The organism is Streptomyces gossypii, assembly GCF_025165795.1.
GTDB classification, from domain to species: domain Bacteria; phylum Actinomycetota; class Actinomycetes; order Streptomycetales; family Streptomycetaceae; genus Streptomyces; species Streptomyces gossypii.
The window spans coordinates 213666-234078 of record NZ_JAJAGO010000009.1 but is presented as its reverse complement, the minus strand read 5'-3'; the positions used below and the strand labels follow the sequence as shown (position 1 = coordinate 234078).

Annotated in this window: 32 protein-coding genes; 7 read left to right on the top strand and 25 right to left on the bottom strand. The window is 68.2% G+C overall.

Going from position 1 to position 20413, the window contains the following annotated elements; translation table 11 throughout:
* Nucleotides 1–74: 74 nt before the first annotated feature.
* From rplR to LHJ74_RS20505, 20 genes are all read right to left on the bottom strand, one after another.
* Nucleotides 75–458 (bottom strand): 50S ribosomal protein L18, encoded by a 384-nt coding sequence (gene rplR, locus LHJ74_RS20600; protein ID WP_260219577.1) that lies wholly within the window; start codon nucleotides 456–458, stop codon nucleotides 75–77.
* A 3-nt stretch (nucleotides 459–461) separates the two neighbouring features.
* Nucleotides 462–1001 (bottom strand): 50S ribosomal protein L6, encoded by a 540-nt coding sequence (gene rplF / locus LHJ74_RS20595; protein ID WP_260219576.1) that lies wholly within the window; start codon nucleotides 999–1001, stop codon nucleotides 462–464.
* Nucleotides 1002–1021: 20 nt separating this feature from the next.
* Nucleotides 1022–1420 carry a 30S ribosomal protein S8 gene (gene rpsH, locus LHJ74_RS20590; protein WP_260219677.1) on the bottom strand — a complete coding sequence of 133 codons (399 nt, stop codon included), beginning with the start codon at nucleotides 1418–1420 and terminating at the stop codon, nucleotides 1022–1024.
* A gap of 266 nt (nucleotides 1421–1686) precedes the next feature.
* The gene (locus tag LHJ74_RS20585; RefSeq protein ID WP_027749272.1) at nucleotides 1687–1872 is read right to left on the bottom strand and encodes a type Z 30S ribosomal protein S14; all 186 of its coding nucleotides are present in this window, start codon (nucleotides 1870–1872) and stop codon (nucleotides 1687–1689) included.
* A gap of 2 nt (nucleotides 1873–1874) precedes the next feature.
* Nucleotides 1875–2441 carry a 50S ribosomal protein L5 gene (gene rplE, locus LHJ74_RS20580; RefSeq protein WP_260219575.1) on the bottom strand — a complete coding sequence of 189 codons (567 nt, stop codon included), beginning with the start codon at nucleotides 2439–2441 and terminating at the stop codon, nucleotides 1875–1877.
* Entirely contained in the window at nucleotides 2441–2764 is a 324-nt protein-coding gene (gene rplX, locus LHJ74_RS20575) for a 50S ribosomal protein L24 (RefSeq protein WP_260219574.1), read from the bottom strand. Before rplX ends, rplE begins: the two co-directional genes overlap by 1 nt.
* A gap of 2 nt (nucleotides 2765–2766) precedes the next feature.
* Complete coding sequence (rplN, locus tag LHJ74_RS20570) at nucleotides 2767–3135, bottom strand: 50S ribosomal protein L14 (protein ID WP_260219573.1); 369 nt, start codon at nucleotides 3133–3135, stop codon at nucleotides 2767–2769.
* Nucleotides 3136–3295: 160 nt separating this feature from the next.
* On the bottom strand, nucleotides 3296–3586 hold the full coding sequence (gene rpsQ, locus LHJ74_RS20565) for a 30S ribosomal protein S17 (protein WP_260219572.1): 291 nt from the start codon (nucleotides 3584–3586) through the stop codon (nucleotides 3296–3298).
* Nucleotides 3586–3825, bottom strand: a complete 240-nt coding sequence (gene rpmC, locus LHJ74_RS20560) for a 50S ribosomal protein L29 (RefSeq protein WP_260219571.1) — start codon at nucleotides 3823–3825, stop codon at nucleotides 3586–3588. The genes rpsQ and rpmC overlap by 1 nt, the downstream gene beginning before the upstream one ends.
* On the bottom strand, nucleotides 3825–4244 hold the full coding sequence (gene rplP, locus LHJ74_RS20555; RefSeq protein ID WP_260219570.1) for a 50S ribosomal protein L16: 420 nt from the start codon (nucleotides 4242–4244) through the stop codon (nucleotides 3825–3827). The genes rpmC and rplP overlap by 1 nt, the downstream gene beginning before the upstream one ends.
* 3 nt (nucleotides 4245–4247) lie before the next feature.
* Nucleotides 4248–5117 (bottom strand): 30S ribosomal protein S3, encoded by an 870-nt coding sequence (rpsC, locus tag LHJ74_RS20550; RefSeq protein ID WP_260219569.1) that lies wholly within the window; start codon nucleotides 5115–5117, stop codon nucleotides 4248–4250.
* Nucleotides 5117–5464 carry a 50S ribosomal protein L22 gene (gene rplV, locus LHJ74_RS20545; protein ID WP_260219676.1) on the bottom strand — a complete coding sequence of 116 codons (348 nt, stop codon included), beginning with the start codon at nucleotides 5462–5464 and terminating at the stop codon, nucleotides 5117–5119. Before rplV ends, rpsC begins: the two co-directional genes overlap by 1 nt.
* Nucleotides 5465–5506: 42 nt before the next feature.
* Nucleotides 5507–5788, bottom strand: a complete 282-nt coding sequence (gene rpsS / locus LHJ74_RS20540) for a 30S ribosomal protein S19 (protein WP_260219568.1) — start codon at nucleotides 5786–5788, stop codon at nucleotides 5507–5509.
* A 12-nt stretch (nucleotides 5789–5800) separates the two neighbouring features.
* A complete protein-coding gene (rplB, locus tag LHJ74_RS20535) occupies nucleotides 5801–6637 on the bottom strand; it encodes a 50S ribosomal protein L2 (protein ID WP_260219567.1) in 837 nt (278 codons plus the stop codon).
* Nucleotides 6638–6676: 39 nt separating this feature from the next.
* A complete protein-coding gene (gene rplW, locus LHJ74_RS20530) occupies nucleotides 6677–7096 on the bottom strand; it encodes a 50S ribosomal protein L23 (RefSeq protein ID WP_260219566.1) in 420 nt (139 codons plus the stop codon).
* Nucleotides 7096–7782: a 50S ribosomal protein L4 gene (gene rplD / locus LHJ74_RS20525; RefSeq protein ID WP_260219565.1), complete on the bottom strand. Its 687-nt coding sequence runs from the start codon at nucleotides 7780–7782 to the stop codon at nucleotides 7096–7098. The genes rplW and rplD overlap by 1 nt, the downstream gene beginning before the upstream one ends.
* Before the next feature lie 8 nt (nucleotides 7783–7790).
* A complete protein-coding gene (gene rplC / locus LHJ74_RS20520) occupies nucleotides 7791–8435 on the bottom strand; it encodes a 50S ribosomal protein L3 (RefSeq protein WP_260219564.1) in 645 nt (214 codons plus the stop codon).
* 14 nt (nucleotides 8436–8449) lie between these two features.
* Nucleotides 8450–8758, bottom strand: coding sequence for a 30S ribosomal protein S10 (rpsJ, locus tag LHJ74_RS20515; RefSeq protein ID WP_016909683.1), 309 nt, complete (start codon nucleotides 8756–8758; stop codon nucleotides 8450–8452).
* Between the two features lie 430 nt (nucleotides 8759–9188).
* Nucleotides 9189–9395 (bottom strand): DUF397 domain-containing protein, encoded by a 207-nt coding sequence (locus LHJ74_RS20510; protein ID WP_260219563.1) that lies wholly within the window; start codon nucleotides 9393–9395, stop codon nucleotides 9189–9191.
* Nucleotides 9392–10270, bottom strand: coding sequence for a helix-turn-helix domain-containing protein (locus tag LHJ74_RS20505; protein ID WP_375546788.1), 879 nt, complete (start codon nucleotides 10268–10270; stop codon nucleotides 9392–9394). The genes LHJ74_RS20510 and LHJ74_RS20505 overlap by 4 nt, the downstream gene beginning before the upstream one ends.
* Before the next feature lie 234 nt (nucleotides 10271–10504).
* Here LHJ74_RS20505 and LHJ74_RS20500 point away from each other — a divergent pair, with 234 nt between their 5' ends.
* Nucleotides 10505–10924: a WXG100 family type VII secretion target gene (locus tag LHJ74_RS20500; protein ID WP_260219562.1), complete on the top strand. Its 420-nt coding sequence runs from the start codon at nucleotides 10505–10507 to the stop codon at nucleotides 10922–10924.
* Nucleotides 10924–14916: a DUF6531 domain-containing protein gene (locus LHJ74_RS34235; protein WP_311203330.1), complete on the top strand. Its 3993-nt coding sequence runs from the start codon at nucleotides 10924–10926 to the stop codon at nucleotides 14914–14916. The genes LHJ74_RS20500 and LHJ74_RS34235 overlap by 1 nt, the downstream gene beginning before the upstream one ends.
* A 164-nt stretch (nucleotides 14917–15080) precedes the next feature.
* On the opposite strand, the gene LHJ74_RS20480 is transcribed toward LHJ74_RS34235, so the two are convergent.
* Together LHJ74_RS20480 and LHJ74_RS20475 are read right to left on the bottom strand one after the other, a co-directional pair.
* Nucleotides 15081–15302: a DUF397 domain-containing protein gene (locus LHJ74_RS20480; RefSeq protein ID WP_260219561.1), complete on the bottom strand. Its 222-nt coding sequence runs from the start codon at nucleotides 15300–15302 to the stop codon at nucleotides 15081–15083.
* Entirely contained in the window at nucleotides 15292–16143 is an 852-nt protein-coding gene (locus LHJ74_RS20475; RefSeq protein ID WP_260219560.1) for a helix-turn-helix domain-containing protein, read from the bottom strand. The genes LHJ74_RS20480 and LHJ74_RS20475 overlap by 11 nt, the downstream gene beginning before the upstream one ends.
* 164 nt (nucleotides 16144–16307) lie before the next feature.
* Here LHJ74_RS20475 and LHJ74_RS20470 point away from each other — a divergent pair, with 164 nt between their 5' ends.
* The 5 genes from LHJ74_RS20470 (at nucleotide 16308) to LHJ74_RS20450 (ending at nucleotide 18261) form a co-directional block, all read left to right on the top strand.
* Nucleotides 16308–16625 (top strand): hypothetical protein, encoded by a 318-nt coding sequence (locus tag LHJ74_RS20470; protein ID WP_260219559.1) that lies wholly within the window; start codon nucleotides 16308–16310, stop codon nucleotides 16623–16625.
* A gap of 175 nt (nucleotides 16626–16800) precedes the next feature.
* Nucleotides 16801–16971 carry a hypothetical protein gene (locus tag LHJ74_RS20465; protein ID WP_260219558.1) on the top strand — a complete coding sequence of 57 codons (171 nt, stop codon included), beginning with the start codon at nucleotides 16801–16803 and terminating at the stop codon, nucleotides 16969–16971.
* Nucleotides 16968–17126 (top strand): hypothetical protein, encoded by a 159-nt coding sequence (locus tag LHJ74_RS20460; RefSeq protein ID WP_260219557.1) that lies wholly within the window; start codon nucleotides 16968–16970, stop codon nucleotides 17124–17126. The genes LHJ74_RS20465 and LHJ74_RS20460 overlap by 4 nt, the downstream gene beginning before the upstream one ends.
* Nucleotides 17123–17599, top strand: coding sequence for a hypothetical protein (locus LHJ74_RS20455; RefSeq protein ID WP_260219556.1), 477 nt, complete (start codon nucleotides 17123–17125; stop codon nucleotides 17597–17599). The genes LHJ74_RS20460 and LHJ74_RS20455 overlap by 4 nt, the downstream gene beginning before the upstream one ends.
* Nucleotides 17600–17748: 149 nt before the next feature.
* Nucleotides 17749–18261 (top strand): NUDIX domain-containing protein, encoded by a 513-nt coding sequence (locus tag LHJ74_RS20450; RefSeq protein ID WP_260219555.1) that lies wholly within the window; start codon nucleotides 17749–17751, stop codon nucleotides 18259–18261.
* Nucleotides 18262–18681: 420 nt separating this feature from the next.
* Here LHJ74_RS20450 and LHJ74_RS20445 read toward each other — a convergent pair whose 3' ends face one another.
* The 3 genes from LHJ74_RS20445 to LHJ74_RS20435 form a co-directional block, all read right to left on the bottom strand.
* Nucleotides 18682–18894: a hypothetical protein gene (locus tag LHJ74_RS20445; RefSeq protein WP_260219554.1), complete on the bottom strand. Its 213-nt coding sequence runs from the start codon at nucleotides 18892–18894 to the stop codon at nucleotides 18682–18684.
* A complete protein-coding gene (locus LHJ74_RS20440) occupies nucleotides 18891–19274 on the bottom strand; it encodes a phage terminase small subunit (protein WP_260219553.1) in 384 nt (127 codons plus the stop codon). Before LHJ74_RS20440 ends, LHJ74_RS20445 begins: the two co-directional genes overlap by 4 nt.
* A 174-nt stretch (nucleotides 19275–19448) precedes the next feature.
* On the bottom strand, nucleotides 19449–20240 hold the full coding sequence (locus LHJ74_RS20435) for a hypothetical protein (RefSeq protein ID WP_260219552.1): 792 nt from the start codon (nucleotides 20238–20240) through the stop codon (nucleotides 19449–19451).
* Nucleotides 20241–20413 lie beyond the last annotated feature (173 nt).

Below are 20413 nucleotides of genomic sequence, written 5' to 3'. Positions count from 1 at the left end.
ACCTCTCTCGTTTACAGCCGCTCGGCTCGGCGCGCCTTCGGGCGTTGAACCCGCCCGAAGGCTCGCTCACCGGGTCAGAACTTGAGTCCGGCCTCACGGGCGGCGTCAGCCAGAGCGGCAATCCGCCCTGCGTACTTGTTTCCACCGCGGTCGAAGACGACAGTCTCGACGCCCGCTGCCTTGGCACGCTCGGCGACCAGTGCGCCGACCTGCTTGGCCAGCGAGCTCTTGTCACCTTCGGTACCGCGGATGGAACTGTCGAGGGTCGACGCGGAGGCAACCGTGTGCCCCGCGATGTCGTCGACGACCTGCGCCACCATGTGACGGTTGGAACGCGTCACCACCAGCCGAGGGCGCACCGGCGTACCGGAGACCTTCTTGCGGATGCGGATGTGACGGCGCTTGGCGGCGGCACGCTTGTACGCGTCGCCCTTAGCGATCTTCACGCCGTATGCCATGGCTTACTTACCAGCCTTTCCGACCTTGCGGCGGATGACCTCACCCGCGTACTTCACGCCCTTGGCCTTGTAAGGGTCGGGCTTGCGAAGCTTGCGAATGTTGGCGGCGACCTCGCCGACCTTCTGCTTGTCGATGCCCTCGACCGAGAACTTGGTCGGGGACTCGACCTTGAACGAGATGCCGTCAGGCGCCTCGACGACAATCGGATGGCTGTAGCCCAGCGCGAACTCCAGGTTGGAGCCCTTCGCCTGGACGCGGTAGCCGACACCGCTGATTTCAAGGGCCTTGCTGTATCCCTGGGTCACGCCAGTGATCATGTTGGCCACCAGCGTGCGGGACAGGCCGTGCAGGGCCCTGTTCCGGCTCTCGTCGTTGGGGCGGGTGACGGCCAGGACGCCGTCCTCACCCTTGGCGATTTCGATGGGCGCGGCAACGGTGTGCGCGAGGGACCCCTTGGGGCCCTTCACGGCGACCGTCTGGCCATCGATGGTGACGTCCACACCGGCGGGAACCTGGATGGGGAGCTTGCCGATTCGCGACATTGCTTTACCTCCGTTCCCGACTACCAGACGTAGGCGAGGACTTCCCCACCCACGCCCTTCTTCTGAGCCTGCTGACCGGTCAGGAGACCGTGGGACGTGGAGATGATCGCCACGCCCAGGCCGCCGAGAACCTTCGGCAGGTTGGTGGACTTTGCGTAGACCCGCAGACCCGGCTTGGAGATCCGCTTGATGCCTGCGATCGAACGCTCGCGGTTCGGACCGAACTTCAGCTCGAGGACGAGGCTCTTGCCCACCTCGGCGTCCTCGGTCTTCCAGCCGGTGATGTAGCCCTCCTGCTGGAGGATCTCCGCGATGTGCGACTTGATCTTGCTATGCGGCATCGACACGGTGTCGTGGTACGCCGAGTTCGCGTTTCGCAGACGCGTCAGCATGTCTGCGATCGGATCGGTCATGGTCATGTGATGGCCTTCGGCCTCTCTCACCGGGGTTTCCTGTATGCGCCATCCCTCTCCCCGATCTGGGTCGGGACGGGTGCGGCGCGGGGACCTACGGCGTAGTAAGCGTTTCATGCGAGCGTGCCCGCCCGCGATGCGCGGTGGCGGGTGCCCAACCCCACGATCCTACGGGATGTGAGGCCGGGCGCTCGCCTGCCTTGGTGCTTACCGAGAGTTCTGGCTGGTTCCGCTGTCGCCGCGGGGCGGATGCCACCGCGGCCACGAGGGAATTACCAGGAACTCTTGGTGACGCCCGGCAGCTCTCCACGGTGTGCCATCTCACGAAGGCACACGCGGCAGAGGCCGAACTTACGGTAGACGGAGTGCGGACGGCCGCAGCGCTGGCAGCGCGTGTAGCCACGCACCGCGAACTTCGGCTTACGGCCCGCCTTCGCGATCAGAGCCTTTTTCGCCATGCTCAGTTCTCCTTGAACGGGAAGCCGAGGTGACGGAGGAGGGAACGGCCCTCATCGTCGTTGGTCGCCGTGGTCACCACGGTGATGTCCATGCCCCGGACCCGGTCGATCTTGTCCTGGTCGATCTCGTGGAACATGACCTGCTCAGTGAGACCAAAGGTGTAGTTGCCCGCGCCGTCGAACTGCTTCGGCGACAGACCGCGGAAGTCGCGGATGCGCGGCAGCGCGAGCGACAGCAGACGGTCCAGGAACTCCCACATCCGGTCGCCACGCAGTGTCACGTGGGCACCGATCGGCTGACCCTCGCGCAGCTTGAACTGCGCGATGGACTTGCGGGCCTTGGTCACGGCCGGCTTCTGACCGGTGATCGTGGTGAGGTCGCGGATGGCGCCCTCGATCAGCTTGGAGTCGCGGGCGGCGTCGCCCACACCCATGTTGACCACGATCTTGGTGAGACCCGGGGTCTGCATGACGTTCTCGTACTTGAACTCGTCACGCAGCTTGCCCGCGATCTCCTCGCGGTAGCGCGTCTTGAGACGCGGTGCGGTGCTGGAGGTGGCGGCAGTCATCAGATGTCCTCACCGGTCCGCTTGGCAACGCGGATCTTGTTGCCGTCGTCGTCGAAGCGGTACCCGACACGGGTCACGACCTTCTTGCCGTCCTGCTCCACGACGAGCTGAACATTGCTCACGTGGACGGGCGCCTCGGTCGTGACGATGCCGCCGGTCTTGGAACCACGAGCGGTCTGACCGGCCTTTGTGTGCTTCTTGACCCGGTTGACACCCTCGACCAGGACACGGTTGTCGCGGGGGTAGGAAACGATGACCTTGCCCTGCTTGCCGCGGTCCTTGCCGGTGATGACCTGAACCAGGTCGCCCTTCTTGATCTTCATGCTCACAGCACCTCCGGCGCGAGGGAGATGATCCTCATGAACTTCTTGTCGCGCAGCTCACGGCCCACCGGGCCGAAGATTCGGGTGCCGCGGGGGTCGCCATCGGTCTTGAGGATGACGGCCGCGTTCTCGTCGAAGCGGATGTACGAGCCATCGGGGCGACGGCGCTCCTTGACGGTGCGCACGATGACGGCCTTGACGATGTCGCCTTTCTTCACGTTCCCGCCCGGGATCGCGTCCTTGACGGTAGCGACAATGACGTCACCGATGCCCGCGTAGCGGCGGCCTGAACCGCCGAGAACACGGATGGTGAGAATCTCCTTCGCACCCGTGTTGTCGGCGACACGAAGCCGCGACTCCTGCTGGATCACGTCTATCTCCTGATCGTCTGCCGGTTCCCGGCGGGGTGTGCGGGCCGACCTGCGGACCTCTCACACCCCACCGAGCCTGGCGGAACCTTTCCTGGCAAAACCAGGCTGTTGTTTCCGGTGTTGATCACCGGATCCCCCGGGGAATCCCGGGGGGAATGTCTTACTTCGCCTTCTCGAGGATCTCGATGATCCGCCACCGCTTGGTGGCGGACAGCGGCCGGGTCTCCATCAGGAGGACACGGTCGCCGACGCCTGCGGCGTTCTGCTCATCGTGAGCCTTGAGCTTGTTGGTACGGCGAATGACCTTGCGGTACAGCGGGTGCATGACGCGGTCTTCGACCGCGACAACGACGGTCTTGTCCATCTTGTCGCTGACGACCAGGCCCTCGCGGGACTTGCGGAAGCCGCGGCTCCGCTGCTGCTCTGTCTCAGTCACATTAGTCTCGCTCATCAGGCGCTCTCCACCGTCTCGCTCTCCACCGTCTCGATGCCCAGCTCGCGCTCGCGCATGAGGGTGTAGACCCGGGCGATGTCCTTGCGGACGGCCTTCAGCCGGCCGTGGTTCTCAAGCTGTCCGGTCGCCGCCTGGAAGCGGAGGTTGAACAGCTCTTCCTTGGCCTCGCGAAGCTTGCCGACGAGCTCCTCGTCGCCGAGCTCACGGAGCTCGGTCGCCTTGGTACCGGCCGCCATCACGACTCACCTGCCTCGCGCCGAACGATCCGGCACTTCATCGGAAGCTTGTGGGCGGCGCGGATGAGCGCCTCCTTGGCAATCTTCTCGTTCGGGTAGGACAGCTCGAACATCACCCGTCCGGGCTTGACGTTCGCGATCCACCACTCCGGCGAACCCTTACCGGAACCCATGCGGGTCTCGGCGGGCTTCTTGGTCAGCGGGCGGTCCGGGTAGATGTTGATCCACACCTTGCCACCACGCTTGATGTGACGCGTCATGGAGATACGAGCTGCCTCGATCTGCCTGTTCGTCACATACGCCGGAGTCACGGCCTGAATGCCGTACTCACCGAAAGCAAGCTCAGTGCCGCCCTTGGCCATGCCCTTGCGCTTCGGGTGGTGCTGCTTGCGGTGCTTTACCCTGCGCGGGATAAGCATTGGTCAGGACTCCTTTCCGGCGGAGCCGGACGGACCGGCCTCGGCAGCCGGAGCAGCAGCCGGAGCGGCTGCGGCCGCCTCGGCCTTGGGTGCCGCGTCGGACTGTGCCTGCGGCTTGCGGCCACGGCCGCCGCGCTCGCCACCACGACGGGGGCGCTCGCTGCCGCCACCGCCGGCGCCACCGGCGCCACCACGCGACGGGCGGTTGCCCGCACGGGCCGCGGCGTTCTCGGCACGGACCTCGGCGATGTTCTTGACGTCGCCCTTGTAGATCCAGACCTTCACACCGATCCGGCCGAAGGTCGTCTTGGCCTCGAAGAAGCCGTAGTCGACGTTCGCACGCAGGGTGTGCAGGGGAACCCTGCCCTCGCGGTAGAACTCCGAGCGGGACATCTCGGCGCCGCCGAGACGGCCACCGCACTGGATCTTGATGCCCTTGGCGCCGGCCTTCATCGTGGTCTGCATGCTCTTGCGCATCGCACGACGGAAGGAGACACGGGACGAGAGCTGCTCGGCGACGGCCTGGGCCACCAGCTGAGCATCCGTCTCGGGGTTCTTGACCTCAAGGATGTTGAACTGGATCTGCTTGCCGGTCAGCTTCTCCAGGTTGCCCCGCAGGCGGTCGGCCTCGGCGCCGCGGCGGCCGATGACGATGCCCGGGCGGGCGGTGTGGACGTCGACGCGGACCCGGTCACGGGTGCGCTCGATCTCCACCTTGGAGATGCCGGCCCGCTCCATGCCCTGTGTGAGCATGCGGCGGATCGCGACGTCTTCCTTGACGTAGTCCTTGTACAGCTTGTCGGCGTACCACCGCGACTTGAAGTCCGTGGTGATGCCGAGCCGGAACCCGTGCGGGTTTACCTTCTGGCCCATTACCGGGTTCCTTCCTTGCTGCTGACGACCACCGTGATGTGGCTGGTCCGCTTACGGATCCGGTAGGCACGGCCCTGAGCACGCGGTCGGAACCGCTTCAGGGTCGGGCCCTCGTCGACATAGGCCTCAGAGATGACGAGGCTGCCGGCGTCGGTGTGGTCGTAGTTGTGCGCGGCGTTGGCAATGGCGCTGTCCAGCACCTTGCCGACGGTCACGCTCGCGGCCTGCGGGGCGAAGCGCAGGACCGCCTGTGCCTCCGTGGCATCCATGCCACGGACAAGGTCCACCACCCGGCGGGCCTTCATGGGCGTGACGCGCACATAGCGCGCCTGGGCCCTGGCTTCCATGGTTGTCCCTTCGGTGTCAGTCATAGTCTTCACACCCGCCGGTCAGCGACGCCGCGACTTGCGGTCGTCCTTCACGTGGCCGCGGAAGGTGCGGGTCGGCGCAAACTCGCCGAGCTTGTGGCCGACCATCGACTCGGTGACGAACACCGGGATGTGCTTGCGGCCGTCATGCACCGCGATCGTGTGACCGAGCATGGCCGGGACGATCATCGAGCGGCGGGACCAGGTCTTGATGACGTTCTTGGAACCGGCCTCGTTCTGCACGTCCACCTTCTTGCTCAGGTGGTCGTCGACGAAGGGCCCCTTCTTGAGACTGCGCGGCATCTGAACCCGCTCCTAGCGCTTCTTGTTCGTCTTGCGGCGGCGGACGATGTACTTGTTGCTGGCCTTCTTCGGCGAGCGCGTCCGGCCCTCCTTCTGGCCCCACGGCGAAACCGGGTGGCGGCCACCGGAGGTACGCCCCTCACCACCACCGTGCGGGTGGTCGATCGGGTTCATGACCACACCGCGGACGGTCGGGCGTACGCCCTTCCAGCGCATACGGCCGGCCTTGCCCCAGTTGATGTTCGACTGCTCGGCGTTACCTACCTCGCCGACCGTCGCGCGGCACCGGATGTCGACCATCCGGACCTCGCCGGACGGCATCCGGAGGGTCGCCATGCGGCCCTCCTTCGCCAGCAGCTGCACGGAGGCACCCGCGGAGCGGGAGATCTTCGCGCCGCCGCCGGGCCGAAGCTCGATGGCGTGGATCGTCGTACCGACCGGGATGTAGCGCAGCGGCAGGTTGTTGCCCGGCTTGATGTCAGCGCCGGGGCCGTTCTCCACCTTCGCGCCCTGCTGCAGGCCGGCCGGCGCGATGATGTAGCGCTTCTCGCCGTCGACATAGTGCAGCAGCGCGATGCGCGCGGTGCGGTTCGGGTCGTACTCGATGTGCGCGACCTTCGCGGGCACGCCGTCCTTGTCGTGCCGACGGAAGTCGATCACGCGGTAGGCGCGCTTGTGGCCACCACCCTGGTGGCGAACGGTCACACGACCGGCGTTGTTACGGCCGCCCTTGCTGTGCAGCGGGCGGACCAGCGACTTCTCCGGCGTGGACCGCGTGACCTCGACGAAGTCGGCGACGCTGGAGCCACGACGGCCCGGCGTCGTCGGCTTGTACTTGCGGATACCCATTTGTCAGTCCTCGTCCGATATCGGACGGACCGGACTCCGTCAGGAGACCGGACCGCCGAAGATGTCGATGCGGTCGCCCTCGGCGAGGGTCACGATGGCGCGCTTGGTGTCCGCGCGCTTGCCGTAACCGGTGCGGGTGCGCTTGCGCTTGCCCTGCCGGTTGATCGTGTTCACGCCGAAGACCTTGACCGAGAAGACCGCCTCGACGGCCTGCTTGATCTGGGTCTTGTTGGCGCTCGGGTGGACGATGAAGGTGTACTTGCCCTCGTCCAGCAGCGCGTAGCTCTTCTCCGAGACCACGGGCTTCAGCAGCACGTCCCGCGGGTCGGTGAAGGCCTTGCTCGGCGGCGTCTCAACGGTGACCTTGCCCTCGGTCGCGATGCGACGGGCCTTGGCCAGTCGCGCGGCCTTGGCGACCTTCGCCGCCTTGGGCGCCACGCTCGGGTGTCGCGTAGCCATCAGGCCTCGCTCCCTTCGGTCTCTGTGTTCTCTTCGGCCTGGACGGCCTCAGTGGCCTTGGGGCCGGACACGAAAGACTCGAAAGCGGCCTTGGTGAAGACCACGTCGTCGGAGACGAGCACGTCGTACGTGTTCAGCTGGCCCGGGTCCAGGAGGTGCACCTGGGGCAGGTTGCGAGCGGAGCGCCACGCGGCCTCGTCGCTGCGCTCGGCGACCAGCAGCACGTTCTTGTGCTCGCTGACCTTGCCGAGGAGCTCCTTGGCGGCCTTTGTGGAGATGTCGCCCTCGACCACGCCTTCGATGACGTGGACACGGTCGTGACGCGCGCGGTCGGAGAGGGCACCGCGCAGAGCGGCGACCTTCATCTTCTTCGGCGTCCGCTGCGAGTAGTCACGCGGCACGGGACCGTGCACGACGCCACCACCGACGAACTGCGGCGCACGGGTCGAACCCTGGCGGGCGCGGCCGGTGCCCTTCTGGCGGTACGGCTTCTTGCCACCGCCGCGGACCTCGCCGCGCGTCTTCGTCTTGTGCGTGCCCTGACGGGCCGCAGCCAGCTGCGCGGTGACGACCTGGTGGATCAGCGGAATGCTGACCTGCACGCCGAAGATGCTCTCGGGGAGCTCGACGGACCCGGCCTTCTCGCCTGTCGGCGAAAGAACATGAATTGTGTTAGGGGTACTCATCTTTTACCTCACGCCCCCTTGGCCGCGGTGCGGACCAGGACGAGGCCGCCGTTCGGACCGGGGACCGCGCCCTTGATGAGCAGCAGACCCTTCTCCGCGTCAACGGCGTGGACGGTCAGGTTCTGGGTGGTGACCCGCTCATTGCCCATGCGGCCGGCCATCCGGGTGCCCTTGAAGACACGGCCGGGAGTGGCGCAACCACCGATGGAGCCGGGCTTGCGGTGCACCTTGTGGGCACCGTGCGAGGCCTTGCCGCCGCGGAAGCCGTGACGCTTCATACCGCCGGCGAAGCCCTTGCCCTTGCTCTTACCGGTGACGTCGACCTTGAGACCGGAGTCGAAGACCTCGGCGGTGACTTCCTGGCCGAGCGTGTACTCGGAGGCGTCCGCGGTGCGGAGCTCCACGAGGTGACGGCGCGGGGTGACGTCGGCCTTGGCGAAGTGGCCCTTGAGGGGCTTGTTCACCTTGCGCGGGTCGATCTCGCCGAAGGCGATCTGGACGGCGCTGTAGCCGTCCTTGTCATTGGTGCGCACCTGGGTGACGATGCAGGGTCCGGCTTTGACCACGGTCACGGGGACGACACGGTTGTTCTCGTCCCAGACCTGGGTCATGCCGAGCTTCTCGCCCAGGACACCCTTCATCTGCTTAGTCATCTCTCCCGCGCCTCTCAGAGCTTGATCTCGATGTCAACGCCGGCCGGAAGGTCCAGGCGCATCAGCGAGTCAACGGTCTTGGGGGTCGGGTCGAGAATGTCGATCAGACGCTTGTGGGTGCGCATCTCGAAGTGCTCCCGCGCGTCCTTGTACTTGTGCGGCGACTTGATGACGCAGTACACGTTCTTCTCAGTGGGCAGCGGCACCGGGCCCGCGACCGACGCACCAGTACGCGTCACCGTTTCGACGATCTTCTTCGCCGAGTTGTCGATGACCTCGTGGTCGTAGGCCTTGAGCCGGATGCGGATCTTCTGTCCCGCCATGGCTACTTCGCAATCCTGTCTCTCGTCACGCTCTGGAACCTGCGGCTTCCTTCGCTTCCCCGACGACTTCCCGACCCACGCGGTCGGGCGTGTCGTCCCCCTCCCGGAATTCTCCGAGGAAGGTTTCCCTGGGAAGGAGTCGGGGGAAGAATCCCACCGGTACCTGGCTGAAGCCCCTCCTGCACTTCCCGGAAGATTCCCGTACTTCCGCCCCTGACAAGGGGCGACGAATACTTTGGGACTCGCTTCCAGTCCTCCCGACGGGAGGCGCACAGCATCGGCACTCAACCGAGCAACCTGCACAGTGTGCCATAGCACGCTTGACCCACGCCAATCGGGCCAAGGCGAGTCCACGACGCCACCCGCACCAGGACTCTAACGCACCCCGGTCACGACCGGTGACGCGACGGTCACCCGTCGGTCATCGGGATCAGCGCTGACCCTCGTACGAGACGAAGGCAGCCCACGCGGCGGGCGACAACGCGAGCGCCGGACCCTGCGGGTCCTTCGAGTCCCGCACCCGGACGACGCCGGGTATCGCCGCGACCTCGACGCAGTCATTGTTGTTGCTGCCGCTGTAGCTGCTCTTGAACCAGGCAGGCGTCGGCGAGCCTTCGGCAGAGGACTTGCAGGTCATGTCTCCCCCAGCACTTTCTCGATGAAGGCCAAAGACTCCCACGGGCTGAGAGCCTGCGACCGGATGATCCCATACCGCATGTCCAGCAACTGAACCTGCTTGGGGTCGGACACAAGGCGACTGGTCAACTGAGCCTCGGAATGCCCGACGGCCGTCCCGTCCTTGAGCTTCAGGACCTGAAGCTCACCGCCCATCCCCGCGTGGTCCTCACGGTTCGTCGGCATGACCTGGATCTCGACATGCCGCAGCTGACCGGCGAACAGCAGCTGCTCCAGCTGACGGCGAAGGACTGCTCTACCCCCGATGGGACGGTGCAGGGTGACCTCCTCCTGGACGAAGGTGAGCGTGGGCGACGGCTGTCGCTCGAAGATGGCCTGCCGCGCGAGCCGAGCGGAGACGAATCGTTCGAGATCGTCCGGGCTGAGCGCAGGACGCCGCACTCCGAACAGCGCTCGCGTGTACTCCTCCGTCTGCAACAGGCCATGCAGGTTGTGGTTCCCGTACGCGCCGAGCTCGACCGCGTCCGCCTCAAGCTTCGCCAGGTCGCGGACCTTCTTCGGATACCGGGCTTCCGCCACGTCCCGCTTCATCTCCGCGATCTTGCCGCCCGCTCCCAGCACCCGGTCTGCCGCGTCCAGGAACTCCGGCTGAGGCACCCGCCGCCTCCGCTCGACCGCCGAGACCAGGTCCTCGCTGTATCCGATCGCCTCGCCCAACTCCGCCTGCCGCAGGCCGGCCGCCTCCCGCCACAGCTTGATCTGGCGAGCGACCATCTTCAGCACGGCTGCGCTGTCATCCTCCAGCCCCGAGCCCCAGTCCTCCACGTCCGCGCCGTCTGCCGCGTGCTCCGCAGTCCCCACACCCGCCACCTCCACCACGTACTCACCGTGCGTGCAGCATCCGTCACCAATCTACGCGCCAGTCGACCACAGTGAGTAACGAAGTTCGAGAATTCACCCGAACCGGAAACTCCGCTTACGGATCTCCACGGGAAGCCAACCGAGCCACCAAGACAGGCGCATGACTTGCGGACTTGGCCCCAACGCCGCCCACCGAACACCTGACTGTATATTGATGACCACGCATTGTAGTCGTCACAGGGAGCCGTCATGGGCGTGCCCGACAAGGTCCTGAACATATCCACCGCGGATCTGAAGTCCGCCGCTCCGACCTTTCAGACCCAGAGCACGAAGCTGCTGGAGGGTGCGACGACGCTGGGGACCAAGCTCGCCGCGCTGGGGCAGCCCTGGGGCGGCGAGGAGCAGGTGCGGAAGTTCGCCGAGACCTACTCCGACCAGCGCATGAAGATCGAGTACGCGGTCGGGATTCTGGTCCAGGGCCTGGCCAGCGTCAAAGCCGCGATGACCGACATGACCGATGGCCATGTGGACAACGAAGAGGGCATCCGGGGCATGTTCAACGACATGGCCCCGCCGCCCGAGTGGGCGGCGGGACCGGAGTGGCGTCCGCCGATGGCGCCACCGGTCCCGCCTGCGCCGCCGGAGCAGGGTGACGGCCAGCACGGCTGATGGGGGCCTTCGAGGAGGCCAAGGAATGGCTCATCGAATCGTTCGGGATGTGGTGGCCGGACGCCGATGAGGACAAGTGCCGGGAGGCGGCGACCGCCTGGCGGGAGTTCGCCACCACGATCGACGAGGTGCGCCGGGCCACGGACGGCAAGGCCAGCGCCCTCATCCGCAACAACGACGGCGAGGCCATCGACGCCTTCACCGTCTTCTGGCACCGCTACTACCACCAGGAAGCGGGCTGGCTGCAGGACCTGGAAGACGCGGTCCGAGCCATGGCCAAGGGGCTTGACGAGTTCGCGGACGAAATCGACAGGGTCAAGTCCGAGATCAACACCGTGATCGCCGTCGAAGCCGTGGTCATCGTCGCGGGTATCACGGCCACCTGGCTCACCCTCGGAGCCGCATCCGGGCCGGCGGCTGCCGCCGCGGCCGCCGTCGGCGAGGCCGCCCTGGCGATCGGCGGGACATTGGCCGCGGCAGCGGCCCGTATCGCCACGACCGCCCTGCTCGGTGCGGCGTTCGGCGGGGTGGAATCCGTCGTGTTCAACCTCGCCGTCGCTCAGCCGATGCGGATCAGCGCCGGACTCCAGGACGGCTACAACCCCGGATCGACCGCACAGGCCTCCAGGGACGGCATGCTGTACGGCGGCATCTTCGGCGGCGCGATGGCCCCGTTCCTGAAGGGGCCGCACTTCGACGGTGTGCGGATTCCGCCCGGGGTCAGGATGCGCCCCAACGGCGCCGAGATACCCGCCTGGGCCCGGCCGCCCAAGGGCGTCAAGGCCGACCTCGACCCGATCGACGTGGCCACCGGCGAGATGCTGCTGCCGCAGACGGACGTGGAACTGCCGGGCGCCCTCCCGCTCGTCTTCGAGCGCACCCACCTCTCCTCCTACCGGATAGGCGGATGGTTCGGTTCGAGCTGGGCCTCGACGGTGGACGAACGAGTCCAACTCGACAGCGAAGGCGCGGTGTTCGCGGCAGCGGACGGCATGCGCCTGGTCTATCCCGTGCCGGTTCCCGGCCAGCCCGCCCTGCCGGTGTGCGGTCCGCGCTGGCCGTTGCTCTGGGACGGCAGCCCGGACGGCGTGCTCACCGTCACCAACCCCGAAGACGGCACCACCCGCACCTTCGCCACCCCAACTCCCGTCGACGACAGCGGCGTCCTGGACCTTCCGCTGGCCTGCATCGAGGACCGCAACGGTGCCCGGATCGACATCGACCGTTCCGATGAAGGGGCTCCGCTCGCCATCCGGCACTCCGGCGGCTACCACCTGGCGGTCGAGACCACCGGCCCCCGCATCACTGCCCTGCGCCTGCTGGAGGAGCCGCCCTCCGCCTACACGCCGCCCTCCTCTTCCTCTCCTCCTTCCTCCGGGACTCTCCTGGTCCGCTACGCGTACAACGAGGCCGGGCACCTGAGCGAGGTGACCAACTCCAGTGGCCGACCGCTGCGGTTCACCTATGACGCCGAAGGCCGCATCACCTCCTGGAAGGACCGCAACGACGCGTCGTACGCCTACAGCTACGACACGCGGGGCCGCGTGGTGCGTACGGAGGGGAGCGGAGGGTTCCTCTCCGGCACGCTGGAGTACGACGAGAAGCGGCAGCGGGTCACCGTCACCAACTCCCTGGGGCAGCGGCGGCTCTACCGCCACGACGCCGCCTTCCAGATCATCGAGGAGACGGACGAACTCGGCCACACCACCCACACCACCTGGGACGCCACCGGCACCCGCCCCCTCTCGGTCACCGACCCGCTGGGCCACTGCGTTGAGCACACCTACGACGAGGCGGGCAACCTCACCGCCGTCACCCTCCCCGACGGCAGCCGCGCCAGCGCCGCGTACAACGCGCTGGGCCTGCCGCTGGAAGTCACCGAGCCGGGCGGCGCCCGCTGGCAGCACACCTGGGACGAACGCGGCAACCTCCTGGCCACCACCGACCCGGTGGGCGCCGAGACCCGCTACACGTACGACCCGCTGGGCCATCCAGCCACCGTCACCGACCCGCTGGGCCGCCCCCGCCACATCACCTGCAACGCTGCCGGTCTGCCCACCGCCGTCACGGACGAACTGGGCCACACCACCACCGTCAGCCGGGACCGCCTCGGCCGCATCACCGCCCTCGCCGACGCGACCGGAGCGACCACCCGGATGGGCTGGACCCCGGAGGGCAAACCCGCCTGGCGCGAACTACCCGACGGCGCACGCGAATCCTGGACCTGGGACGCGGAGGGCAGCCTCCTCACCCACACCGACCCGATGGGCAACACCACCCGCCACAGCTACGGCCCCTTCGACGTCCCGGTCACCCGCACCGAGCCGGACGGCACCGACTTCGCCTTCGCCTACGACGCGGAGCTGCGCCTGACTGCGGTCACCAACCCGCAGGGTCTGCGCTGGACCTACGCCTACGACGCGGCCGGACACCTCGCCTCCGAGACGGACTTCAACGACCGCACCCTCACCTACACCCACGACGGTGCGGGACGGCTGACCTCCCGCACCAACGGCGCGGGCGAAACCCTCCGCTACACCCACGACGCCCTCGGCCGCATTCGCACTGCCACGGCCGACAGCGGCGACGAGACCACCTTCACCCACGACACCTCCGGTCACCTCACCCGCGCCACCAACCCCGACCACACCCTCACCTGGGAACACGACGCGCTGGGCCGCGTCCTGGCCGAGACCACCGACGACCGCACCACCCGGTACACGCGCGACGCCGTGGGCCGCGTCACCCGGCGCACCACACCCGGTGGCGCGGTCTCCATCTGGACCTGGGACCCAGCAGGCCGCCCTGCCCAACTCGCCACCGACGGCGGTTCCCTGGACTTCACCCATGACGCCGTAGGCCGCGAGGTCTCCCGACGCCTCGGCCCGGACGTCGTATTCAGCCAATCCTGGGACGCCAACAGCCGTCTGCGCACCCAGTCCCTCACCCGCGAGTCCGGCGCCGCAGGAGCGGGTCTTCTCCAACACCGCACCTACACCTACCGCCCCGACAGCCTGCTCACCGAAATCAGCGAACTCGCCTCCGGCACCCGCCGCTTCGACCTCGACCCGCAGGGCCGCATCACCTCCGTGACGGCCCACGGCTGGACCGAGACCTACGCCTACGACTCCACCGGCAACCTCACCCGTGCGCAGAGCACCGGGGGCGCCGACGATGCCGACGACCGCGAACACACCGGCACCCTCCTCCACCGCTCCGGCCGCACCCACTACACGTACGACGGCCAGGGCCGCCTGCTCCAAGCCTCCCGCAAGTTACTCAACGGCCAGACCCGCACCCAGCACTACACCTGGAACGCCCACGACCAGCTCACCCACGCCACCACCCCCGACGGCGAACAGTGGCACTACACCTACGACCCCCTCGGCCGCCGCGTCACCAAGCGGCTCGTGTCCGAGGACGGCGGCGACGCGCCCGATCTCCTCTTCACCTGGGACGGCACCCGCCTCGCGGAGCAGACCACCCTCACCGGCGACGTCACCACCTGGGACTACACCCCCGGCACCCACACCCCCCTCACCCAAACCACCCGCCACGCGCCTCTCGCCTCCGGAGCCGCCTCCCCCCTCGCCCGCCTCGCGGCCACGACCGCAACCGCCGACGCCCCCGTCCTCTACGCGGTCCTCACGGACCACACCGGCACCCCGACCGAACTGGTCACCCCGGACGGCGACACCGTCTGGCAGCACCGCACAACTCTGTGGGGCACCCCACTCCCCAACCCCGCCATACCCGCCCCCAACAGCGTCGACTGCCCCCTCCGCTTCCCCGGCCAATACGCCGACCCGGAAACCGGCCTGAACTACAACTACTTCCGCTACTACGACCCCCACACCGCCCGCTACCTCACCCCCGACCCCCTCGGCTTGGACCCGGCCCCCAACCCCCACACCTACGTCCCCAACCCCCACACCCAAACCGACCCCCTCGGCCTCGCGCCATACATACATACCTCAGTCAACCGATGCTGAGCGCTACCTACAGAAGTCCGGTTCCGCGGTGGGTATTTGTGCAGGTCAGAGCATGATCACGATGTTGCTGACGCGGTGAGGTGATCCTGTTCCATGCTGCTGCGACAGCACAACGGCCCCCGCCGTGGCGGGGGCCGTTGTGCGCAACTAGGTGACGCGCGCGGTCAGGCGCGCGGCTCTCCGTCCTTGACCGCTGAGACGAACGATGTCCAGGACGATGCCGGGAAGACCAGCGCGGGGCCGTGCGGGTTCTTGCTGTCACGGACGGGAACAACACGGCGAGCCGCCGCGCCGTCCGGTGCCCACTCGATGCACTCGCCACCTTGACCGTTGCTGTAGCTGCTCTTCACCCAGACCGGAGACGGCGGATTCTCGTTAGATGTCATCTTCATACTCTTTCAGGTACTTGGTGAACAAGGCCACGCTCTCCCCGCTGTCAAGGGCCTCCGACCTGGCAACGTCAAGCAACGTCGTCAACTCCAACACGTCTGCCGGAGCGTCCACGGAGGTGCCTGACGCAAACGACTCGACGTAGGCGAACGTCACGCCGTCCCGAAGGGTGAGCAAGCTCAAGCTACCGCCCAACAGGGGATGCACTCCACGCGCGAAGGGAAGTACCTGCACGCGAACAGCGCTGTTGCTCTCGATCATGTTGAGTATGTGTCGGACCTGGTCCGCCATGACCGCCGGGCCACCCACGGGGCGCCGTAGCGCTGCCTCATCCATGATCGCCCAGTACAGCGGGGGCGCGGACGAGTCCAGCACCGCCTTCCGGTGCGACCGCATGGCGACCTGTAGGGCCACCTTGTCAGCGTCCTTGCCGGGCATCGACTCAACGAACAGGGCGGACGTGTACGGCTCTGTCTGAAGGAGGCCGGGAACCACGCTGCTGTTGAAGGTCTGAATGCGAGCGGCGCGCTTCTCCTCTTCCAGTACGCGGCGGCCCCATGTCGGGATCTCTGCCGACCTGGCAACCTCCAACAGCTCAGTGAAGAGCCCATCGGCGTCGTAGAAGTCGTCAAGGGCTTCCGCGAGCGCATCGGAAGGTAGTTGCTCCCCTCGTTCAACGCGGCTCAGGTACGTATGTGGGTACCCCAGCTTCTCAGCGAGCGCGCGCAGCGACAGACCCGCCTTGTTCCGCGCCCGCATAGCGCGCTTCGCCAGCATCCCCCCAGGTGTCGGGGGCATCGCACCTTCGTCCCTCTCAAGCTCCACCGTGCTGACCACCCCTCAAGAGACTGTCCACTGAGTGTATTTGGTCACATGCAATCCGTGTACCTGACTCGTTCTTTTGGCAATGGTGGGGACCCAGAGACACCCGCCACGCGAGTACCCCCGCAACCGATGTGCGTCGGTCCGGGGGCGTGGCCAACCTGAGAGAGCAGGTCGACATGTTCGAGACTATCCGGCGTACCGCAGCGCGTGTGAGGGAGTTCCTGGCTCCGCCGTCGACGGGGCGCCACCGTGTCGGTGCGCCTGCCGCACGGCCTGCCGCGCCGCTGCCGCTGCCCCTGCCGCTGGCGGTACCGGCTCCCCGCCGTCGTCTTCCCGAGGACACGGTCATTGATGCGGATGAGCTGCCGATCGTGCGCCCGTACGTGACCGCCTATGAGCGGCGGGAGCGGCGCCGCGCGCTGTTCCTCGCCGTGGAAGGCGTCGACGTCGGGCCGGACATCATCCACGGGATGCGGGTCGGGGCCGCTTCGTGAGTGCGGTGCGGCTGCGTGCTGCGGTCACCTGCTGCCGCTGCTCGCGTCCGACGTGTGCGGGGGTCCTGGTGGCGCGGGTGGAGTCGGGGCGGGGGCCGGTCGAGTCCGTGTACGCCTGCCCCGACTGCGCACCGCGCATCACCCCGGCCCCGGGCGCGGATGAGGGGAGCGTGCGGTGATCCTCACCCGCACCTGCGTGCGCTGCGGCACTTCGTCAACGGTGGAACAGACCACCATGGCGCGCTTCCTCCCGTACGCCTGCCCGCCGTGCCTGCCCGCCCTCGACACCCCCGCCGCTCCCGAATGGGTTCACTACGCCTTGGAGCAGCGGGAGACCAAGCGGTGAGCGGCTACCTGCCCGCCCCGGAACCGGTTCCCGGCTGCGCCGCGTGCGTCCGGCTCCGCGAGGAAGGGAACGCCGCGCGGAAGCGGGGAGACGTCAGCGGGGAGACCGATGTTCGGGTGCTGCTGGCCCGTCACCTTGAGCGGGCGCACCGGTGACCGGGGTGCCGCGTGAGCGCGGCTGGCGTATCGATCTCATCCCCGGCAGACCGGTGCGGGCCGGGGGCGCTGGGTGTGTGCTGCCGCTGTGGGTGCTGCGCGATGGCGAGTCGTTCGCGGACGTCGATCTGTCGCTGCCCCGGGACGAAGCGGGGGCGCTGCTCGCGCAGCTCTCCCGGGCGTTGTGCGGCCAGGTGGAGCCACCGGGCGCCCCGGAGCACGGGCCGGTGAGCGCCCCGTGTCCGCGCGGCTGGAGTGTCGTCCTGGTCCCGGGCGTGCCGCTGCTCCGGGAAGCGGACGGGCGCTGCCGCTTGGCGCTGCGACTGTGCCGCGACGGTGTGCCGCGCGCGGATCTGAATCTGAACCTGTCGCCTGCCGAGGCGGAGACGCTGCATGCCCAGTGCTCCCGCGCGCTGGGCTGCGACCAGCCGCCGCAGGCACCGGATGCGCGGCCCATGCGCGCCTTCCCCTGAAAGCTGGCTCCACCCCCGTCCCGCGCCTACCCACGGCGCGCGGCGCGGGTGGAGCCGACCGGCCCCCGGGGGGCCGTGCGGAGATCCCGCGCGGCCCCCGGTGGGCACCCCCTCTCTCCGCCCGTTCCCCCTGCCGTGAAGGAGTCTCCGTGTCGCATGCCGACATCGATCCCGCCCGTCCCCCCGCCCGCCGTCTGGGCTGCGTCGCGCTGCTGACCGACGAATCCGGGCACGTCCTCATGGTCAATCCCACCTACAAGCCCGGATGGATTCTGCCCGGCGGCGGCGCGCGTGCTGGCGAGCGCATCGCGGACGCTGCCGCGCGCGAACTGCTGGAGGAGACCGGTCTCGTCCGCACGTTCACCCACTATCTGACGCTCGATCAGGTACCGGCCAGTGCGGACGGTACTTCGGCTGAGGGTCTGAACGTGGTGTGCGATGGAGGCGTGCTCACCCCCGCCGAAGCACGGGCGCTGCGCGTGCCCGTGGGGGCTGCCGCTGAGCTGTCCGCCTGCTCGCTGATCTCGCCGCGTGATCTGTCCTGGTACGCCAAGCCGTATCAGGAGCGGCGTATCTATCAGGCGCTTCAGGCGCTTGAGCGTGGCAACGAGCTGCCGCTGCTCGAGCTGGGCGACCCGACCGGCCCGGCCCCGGTCAGATAAGACCGGTCCCGGGGTTCCGGCCGCGCCTTCCCCCGGGCGCGGGACCGGCCCCGGGGCCACCGCTTCCGGCAGCGCTCCGCCCGCCCGCGCGCGCTGCCGGGAGCGGACCCGTGGCCCTGGCAGTGTCCGCCCGCTGCCGGGGCCACACCTTCCCCCCCTGCCCCCCTTTCCGTCGCCAGGAAGCGAGCCATGCACCACACCCACGGGCACCGCGATCCACTCGGGCGACTGACGTCACTGCCATGCCCGCGATGCCGCCGCCGCGTCTCCATATCAGGGGGCCGCATCGCTGAGCACACCCGCGCCTTGCTGCCCTGCCCGCTCTCCGGTGCTCTCGTTGAGGACCGCGCCGCACCTTCCCCGGTGTTCGCTGCCCCAGACGCGTACCTGCGCCGGATACGCGGTGACCAACGGTGAGAGTCACGGGGGAGGGTCGGGCGGTGCGTGTTCGCGTTCCCACGCGGCGCGTGCCGCGCGGGCGGCACGGCGGGCAGCGATGATCCGGACAAGGGTCACCGGCCTGCCGGGCCGGGGTGGCCACGCGGTGATGCCGTAGCGGGGGTGACGCCAGTCGAAGGAGGGCGGAGCGCTCACCCGCGCCCGCACCGCGCGCGCCCGCCTGCGGGCGCTCACCCCTGACCCTCTTCCGTACCGCCGTCGATGATGCGCCACCCCAAAGCGATCATGGCCCGGGGTGTGAGGCCGAGTGCTTCGCCCGCGTGCCGCGCTTCCTGCGCCTGCCACGCGGACGCCTCACCCGCCAGGATCGCCGCCTCATACACGAGGAGCACGGCGACGGTGCCGCGCACCGTGTCATCCCACTGCGTCGCCTGCGGGCTCTGCCACAGCTCCGCCCACCGCTCCCGGTCCGCATCCGTCCACTGGCGTCCGGTCGGCAGGGGCGGAACCGGGAGCGTGCAGCCTGCGGCGGGCAGCATCACCAGGGAGCCGGTGCGCCCCTGCCCACGGTGCGCACGGCTGAACGGCCGTGAGGGGTCACGCTGCTTGGGCACTGGTCACTCTCCGTCGCTGTCGTTGGGGTTGATTGGTCGACCGATCCCGCAGAGCGCTCCCCGGCGTTCGGGACCCCCGACCGGTTGGGGGTCACCCCCCACCCCACCCCCACCGTGTGTGACCAGCAGCGGGACCGCACGCACGACGTCGGGCAGGGGCAGGGGCGCGGCGTGTCAGAACTGGTACGCCTCGACCTCCTCACCGAGCACGGTGGGTGCGGCCGGTCGGCGCGGGTCGCGCGGCTTGGGCGGACCCTCCCGAGTGATGCCGTACCGCCTCGCGAAGGAGTTCAGCAGCGTGTGCGCCACCTGCCCGGCCGCGCCTGCCAGACCCTCAGCTGAGTCTGCGGCCATCACCCCCCGCGCTGCCGCTGAACGCTCCTCGTCGGCGCCCTGGTCGCGGGCACCGTTCAGCGCCATCCCGATCACCGCCCGCTGCGCTTCCCTGATCTGCCGCTCATCACAGCCGCGTGAGGTCAGGTAGTCCGCTCCCCACGCGGTCACCACAAGCGCCCCGATGTCGTCCTGGCGCAGCGCGAGACGTGCCAGCGCGGTAACCGGGTCCGGCGACGCGTCCAGGATCATGCGCGCGTCCTGGCGGGCGACCAGCTCCCGAGTCCTGGTGAGCTGCGGGAACGCGTCCACGACGAACAAGGCGCGTGCGACTTGAGCTTGGCTCGCGGCCTGGTCCGCCTTCTCCTTCGTCTTGTCCTCAGCGTCCGCCAGGAGTTCGGTCATCATGCGGCGCCGCCCGTCCGGGAAAATGGTGTCGTCCATCCGCAGCCGGTCCAGCTCCCGATGTGCGGAGCGCACGACGGTTGCTATGGAGCTGGCGGTGTTGAGGGCGGCGGAGACGCTCTTACGGCCGGGCATCGGCAGACTGCCGGTGGGGTGCTCGCTGCTGTGCTTGGTGGCTGCCTGGGCGTAGGCGTCCAGCATCGTTTCTACCTCTTCGGTCAAGTCCATGTCTGTTCTCCATCTCCGTGGGGTTGGGTTCTCGTTCCGGGGTTCCGGTTCATTTCCGCCGGCGACGTCCCGCGGTGCACATTCGTGCAGGTCAGAGGGTCGGGGTTGGTGGGTAGGTGACTGTGTGGCTGGTTCCGCTTAGGTGCGCATCCCGAGTGATGGGGCGCGGCTGG

Excerpts from the sequence above, each read along its gene's own strand:
- rplW (WP_260219566.1), bottom strand. The coding sequence starts at position 7,096 with ATGGCTACGCGACACCCGAGCGTGGCGCCCAAGGCGGCGAAGGTCGCC.
- rplB (WP_260219567.1), bottom strand. The coding sequence starts at position 6,637 with ATGGGTATCCGCAAGTACAAGCCGACGACGCCGGGCCGTCGTGGCTCC.
- LHJ74_RS20510 (WP_260219563.1), bottom strand. The coding sequence starts at position 9,395 with ATGACCTGCAAGTCCTCTGCCGAAGGCTCGCCGACGCCTGCCTGGTTC.
- LHJ74_RS34235 (WP_311203330.1), top strand. The coding sequence starts at position 10,924 with ATGGGGGCCTTCGAGGAGGCCAAGGAATGGCTCATCGAATCGTTCGGG.
- rplP (WP_260219570.1), bottom strand. The coding sequence starts at position 4,244 with ATGCTTATCCCGCGCAGGGTAAAGCACCGCAAGCAGCACCACCCGAAG.
- rpsJ (WP_016909683.1), bottom strand. The coding sequence starts at position 8,758 with ATGGCGGGACAGAAGATCCGCATCCGGCTCAAGGCCTACGACCACGAG.
- rplF (WP_260219576.1), bottom strand. The coding sequence starts at position 1,001 with ATGTCGCGAATCGGCAAGCTCCCCATCCAGGTTCCCGCCGGTGTGGAC.
- rplX (WP_260219574.1), bottom strand. The coding sequence starts at position 2,764 with ATGAAGATCAAGAAGGGCGACCTGGTTCAGGTCATCACCGGCAAGGAC.
- rplR (WP_260219577.1), bottom strand. The coding sequence starts at position 458 with ATGGCATACGGCGTGAAGATCGCTAAGGGCGACGCGTACAAGCGTGCC.
- rplV (WP_260219676.1), bottom strand. The coding sequence starts at position 5,464 with ATGGAAGCCAGGGCCCAGGCGCGCTATGTGCGCGTCACGCCCATGAAG.
- rpsH (WP_260219677.1), bottom strand. The coding sequence starts at position 1,420 with ATGACCATGACCGATCCGATCGCAGACATGCTGACGCGTCTGCGAAAC.
- LHJ74_RS20435 (WP_260219552.1), bottom strand. The coding sequence starts at position 20,240 with ATGGACTTGACCGAAGAGGTAGAAACGATGCTGGACGCCTACGCCCAG.
- rpsC (WP_260219569.1), bottom strand. The coding sequence starts at position 5,117 with ATGGGCCAGAAGGTAAACCCGCACGGGTTCCGGCTCGGCATCACCACG.
- rpsQ (WP_260219572.1), bottom strand. The coding sequence starts at position 3,586 with ATGAGCGAGACTAATGTGACTGAGACAGAGCAGCAGCGGAGCCGCGGC.
- LHJ74_RS20500 (WP_260219562.1), top strand. The coding sequence starts at position 10,505 with ATGGGCGTGCCCGACAAGGTCCTGAACATATCCACCGCGGATCTGAAG.
- rplD (WP_260219565.1), bottom strand. The coding sequence starts at position 7,782 with ATGAGTACCCCTAACACAATTCATGTTCTTTCGCCGACAGGCGAGAAG.
- LHJ74_RS20585 (WP_027749272.1), bottom strand. The coding sequence starts at position 1,872 with ATGGCGAAAAAGGCTCTGATCGCGAAGGCGGGCCGTAAGCCGAAGTTC.
- LHJ74_RS20470 (WP_260219559.1), top strand. The coding sequence starts at position 16,308 with ATGTTCGAGACTATCCGGCGTACCGCAGCGCGTGTGAGGGAGTTCCTG.
- rpsS (WP_260219568.1), bottom strand. The coding sequence starts at position 5,788 with ATGCCGCGCAGTCTCAAGAAGGGGCCCTTCGTCGACGACCACCTGAGC.
- rplC (WP_260219564.1), bottom strand. The coding sequence starts at position 8,435 with ATGACTAAGCAGATGAAGGGTGTCCTGGGCGAGAAGCTCGGCATGACC.
- LHJ74_RS20480 (WP_260219561.1), bottom strand. The coding sequence starts at position 15,302 with ATGACATCTAACGAGAATCCGCCGTCTCCGGTCTGGGTGAAGAGCAGC.
- rplE (WP_260219575.1), bottom strand. The coding sequence starts at position 2,441 with ATGACTGCCGCCACCTCCAGCACCGCACCGCGTCTCAAGACGCGCTAC.
- rpmC (WP_260219571.1), bottom strand. The coding sequence starts at position 3,825 with ATGGCGGCCGGTACCAAGGCGACCGAGCTCCGTGAGCTCGGCGACGAG.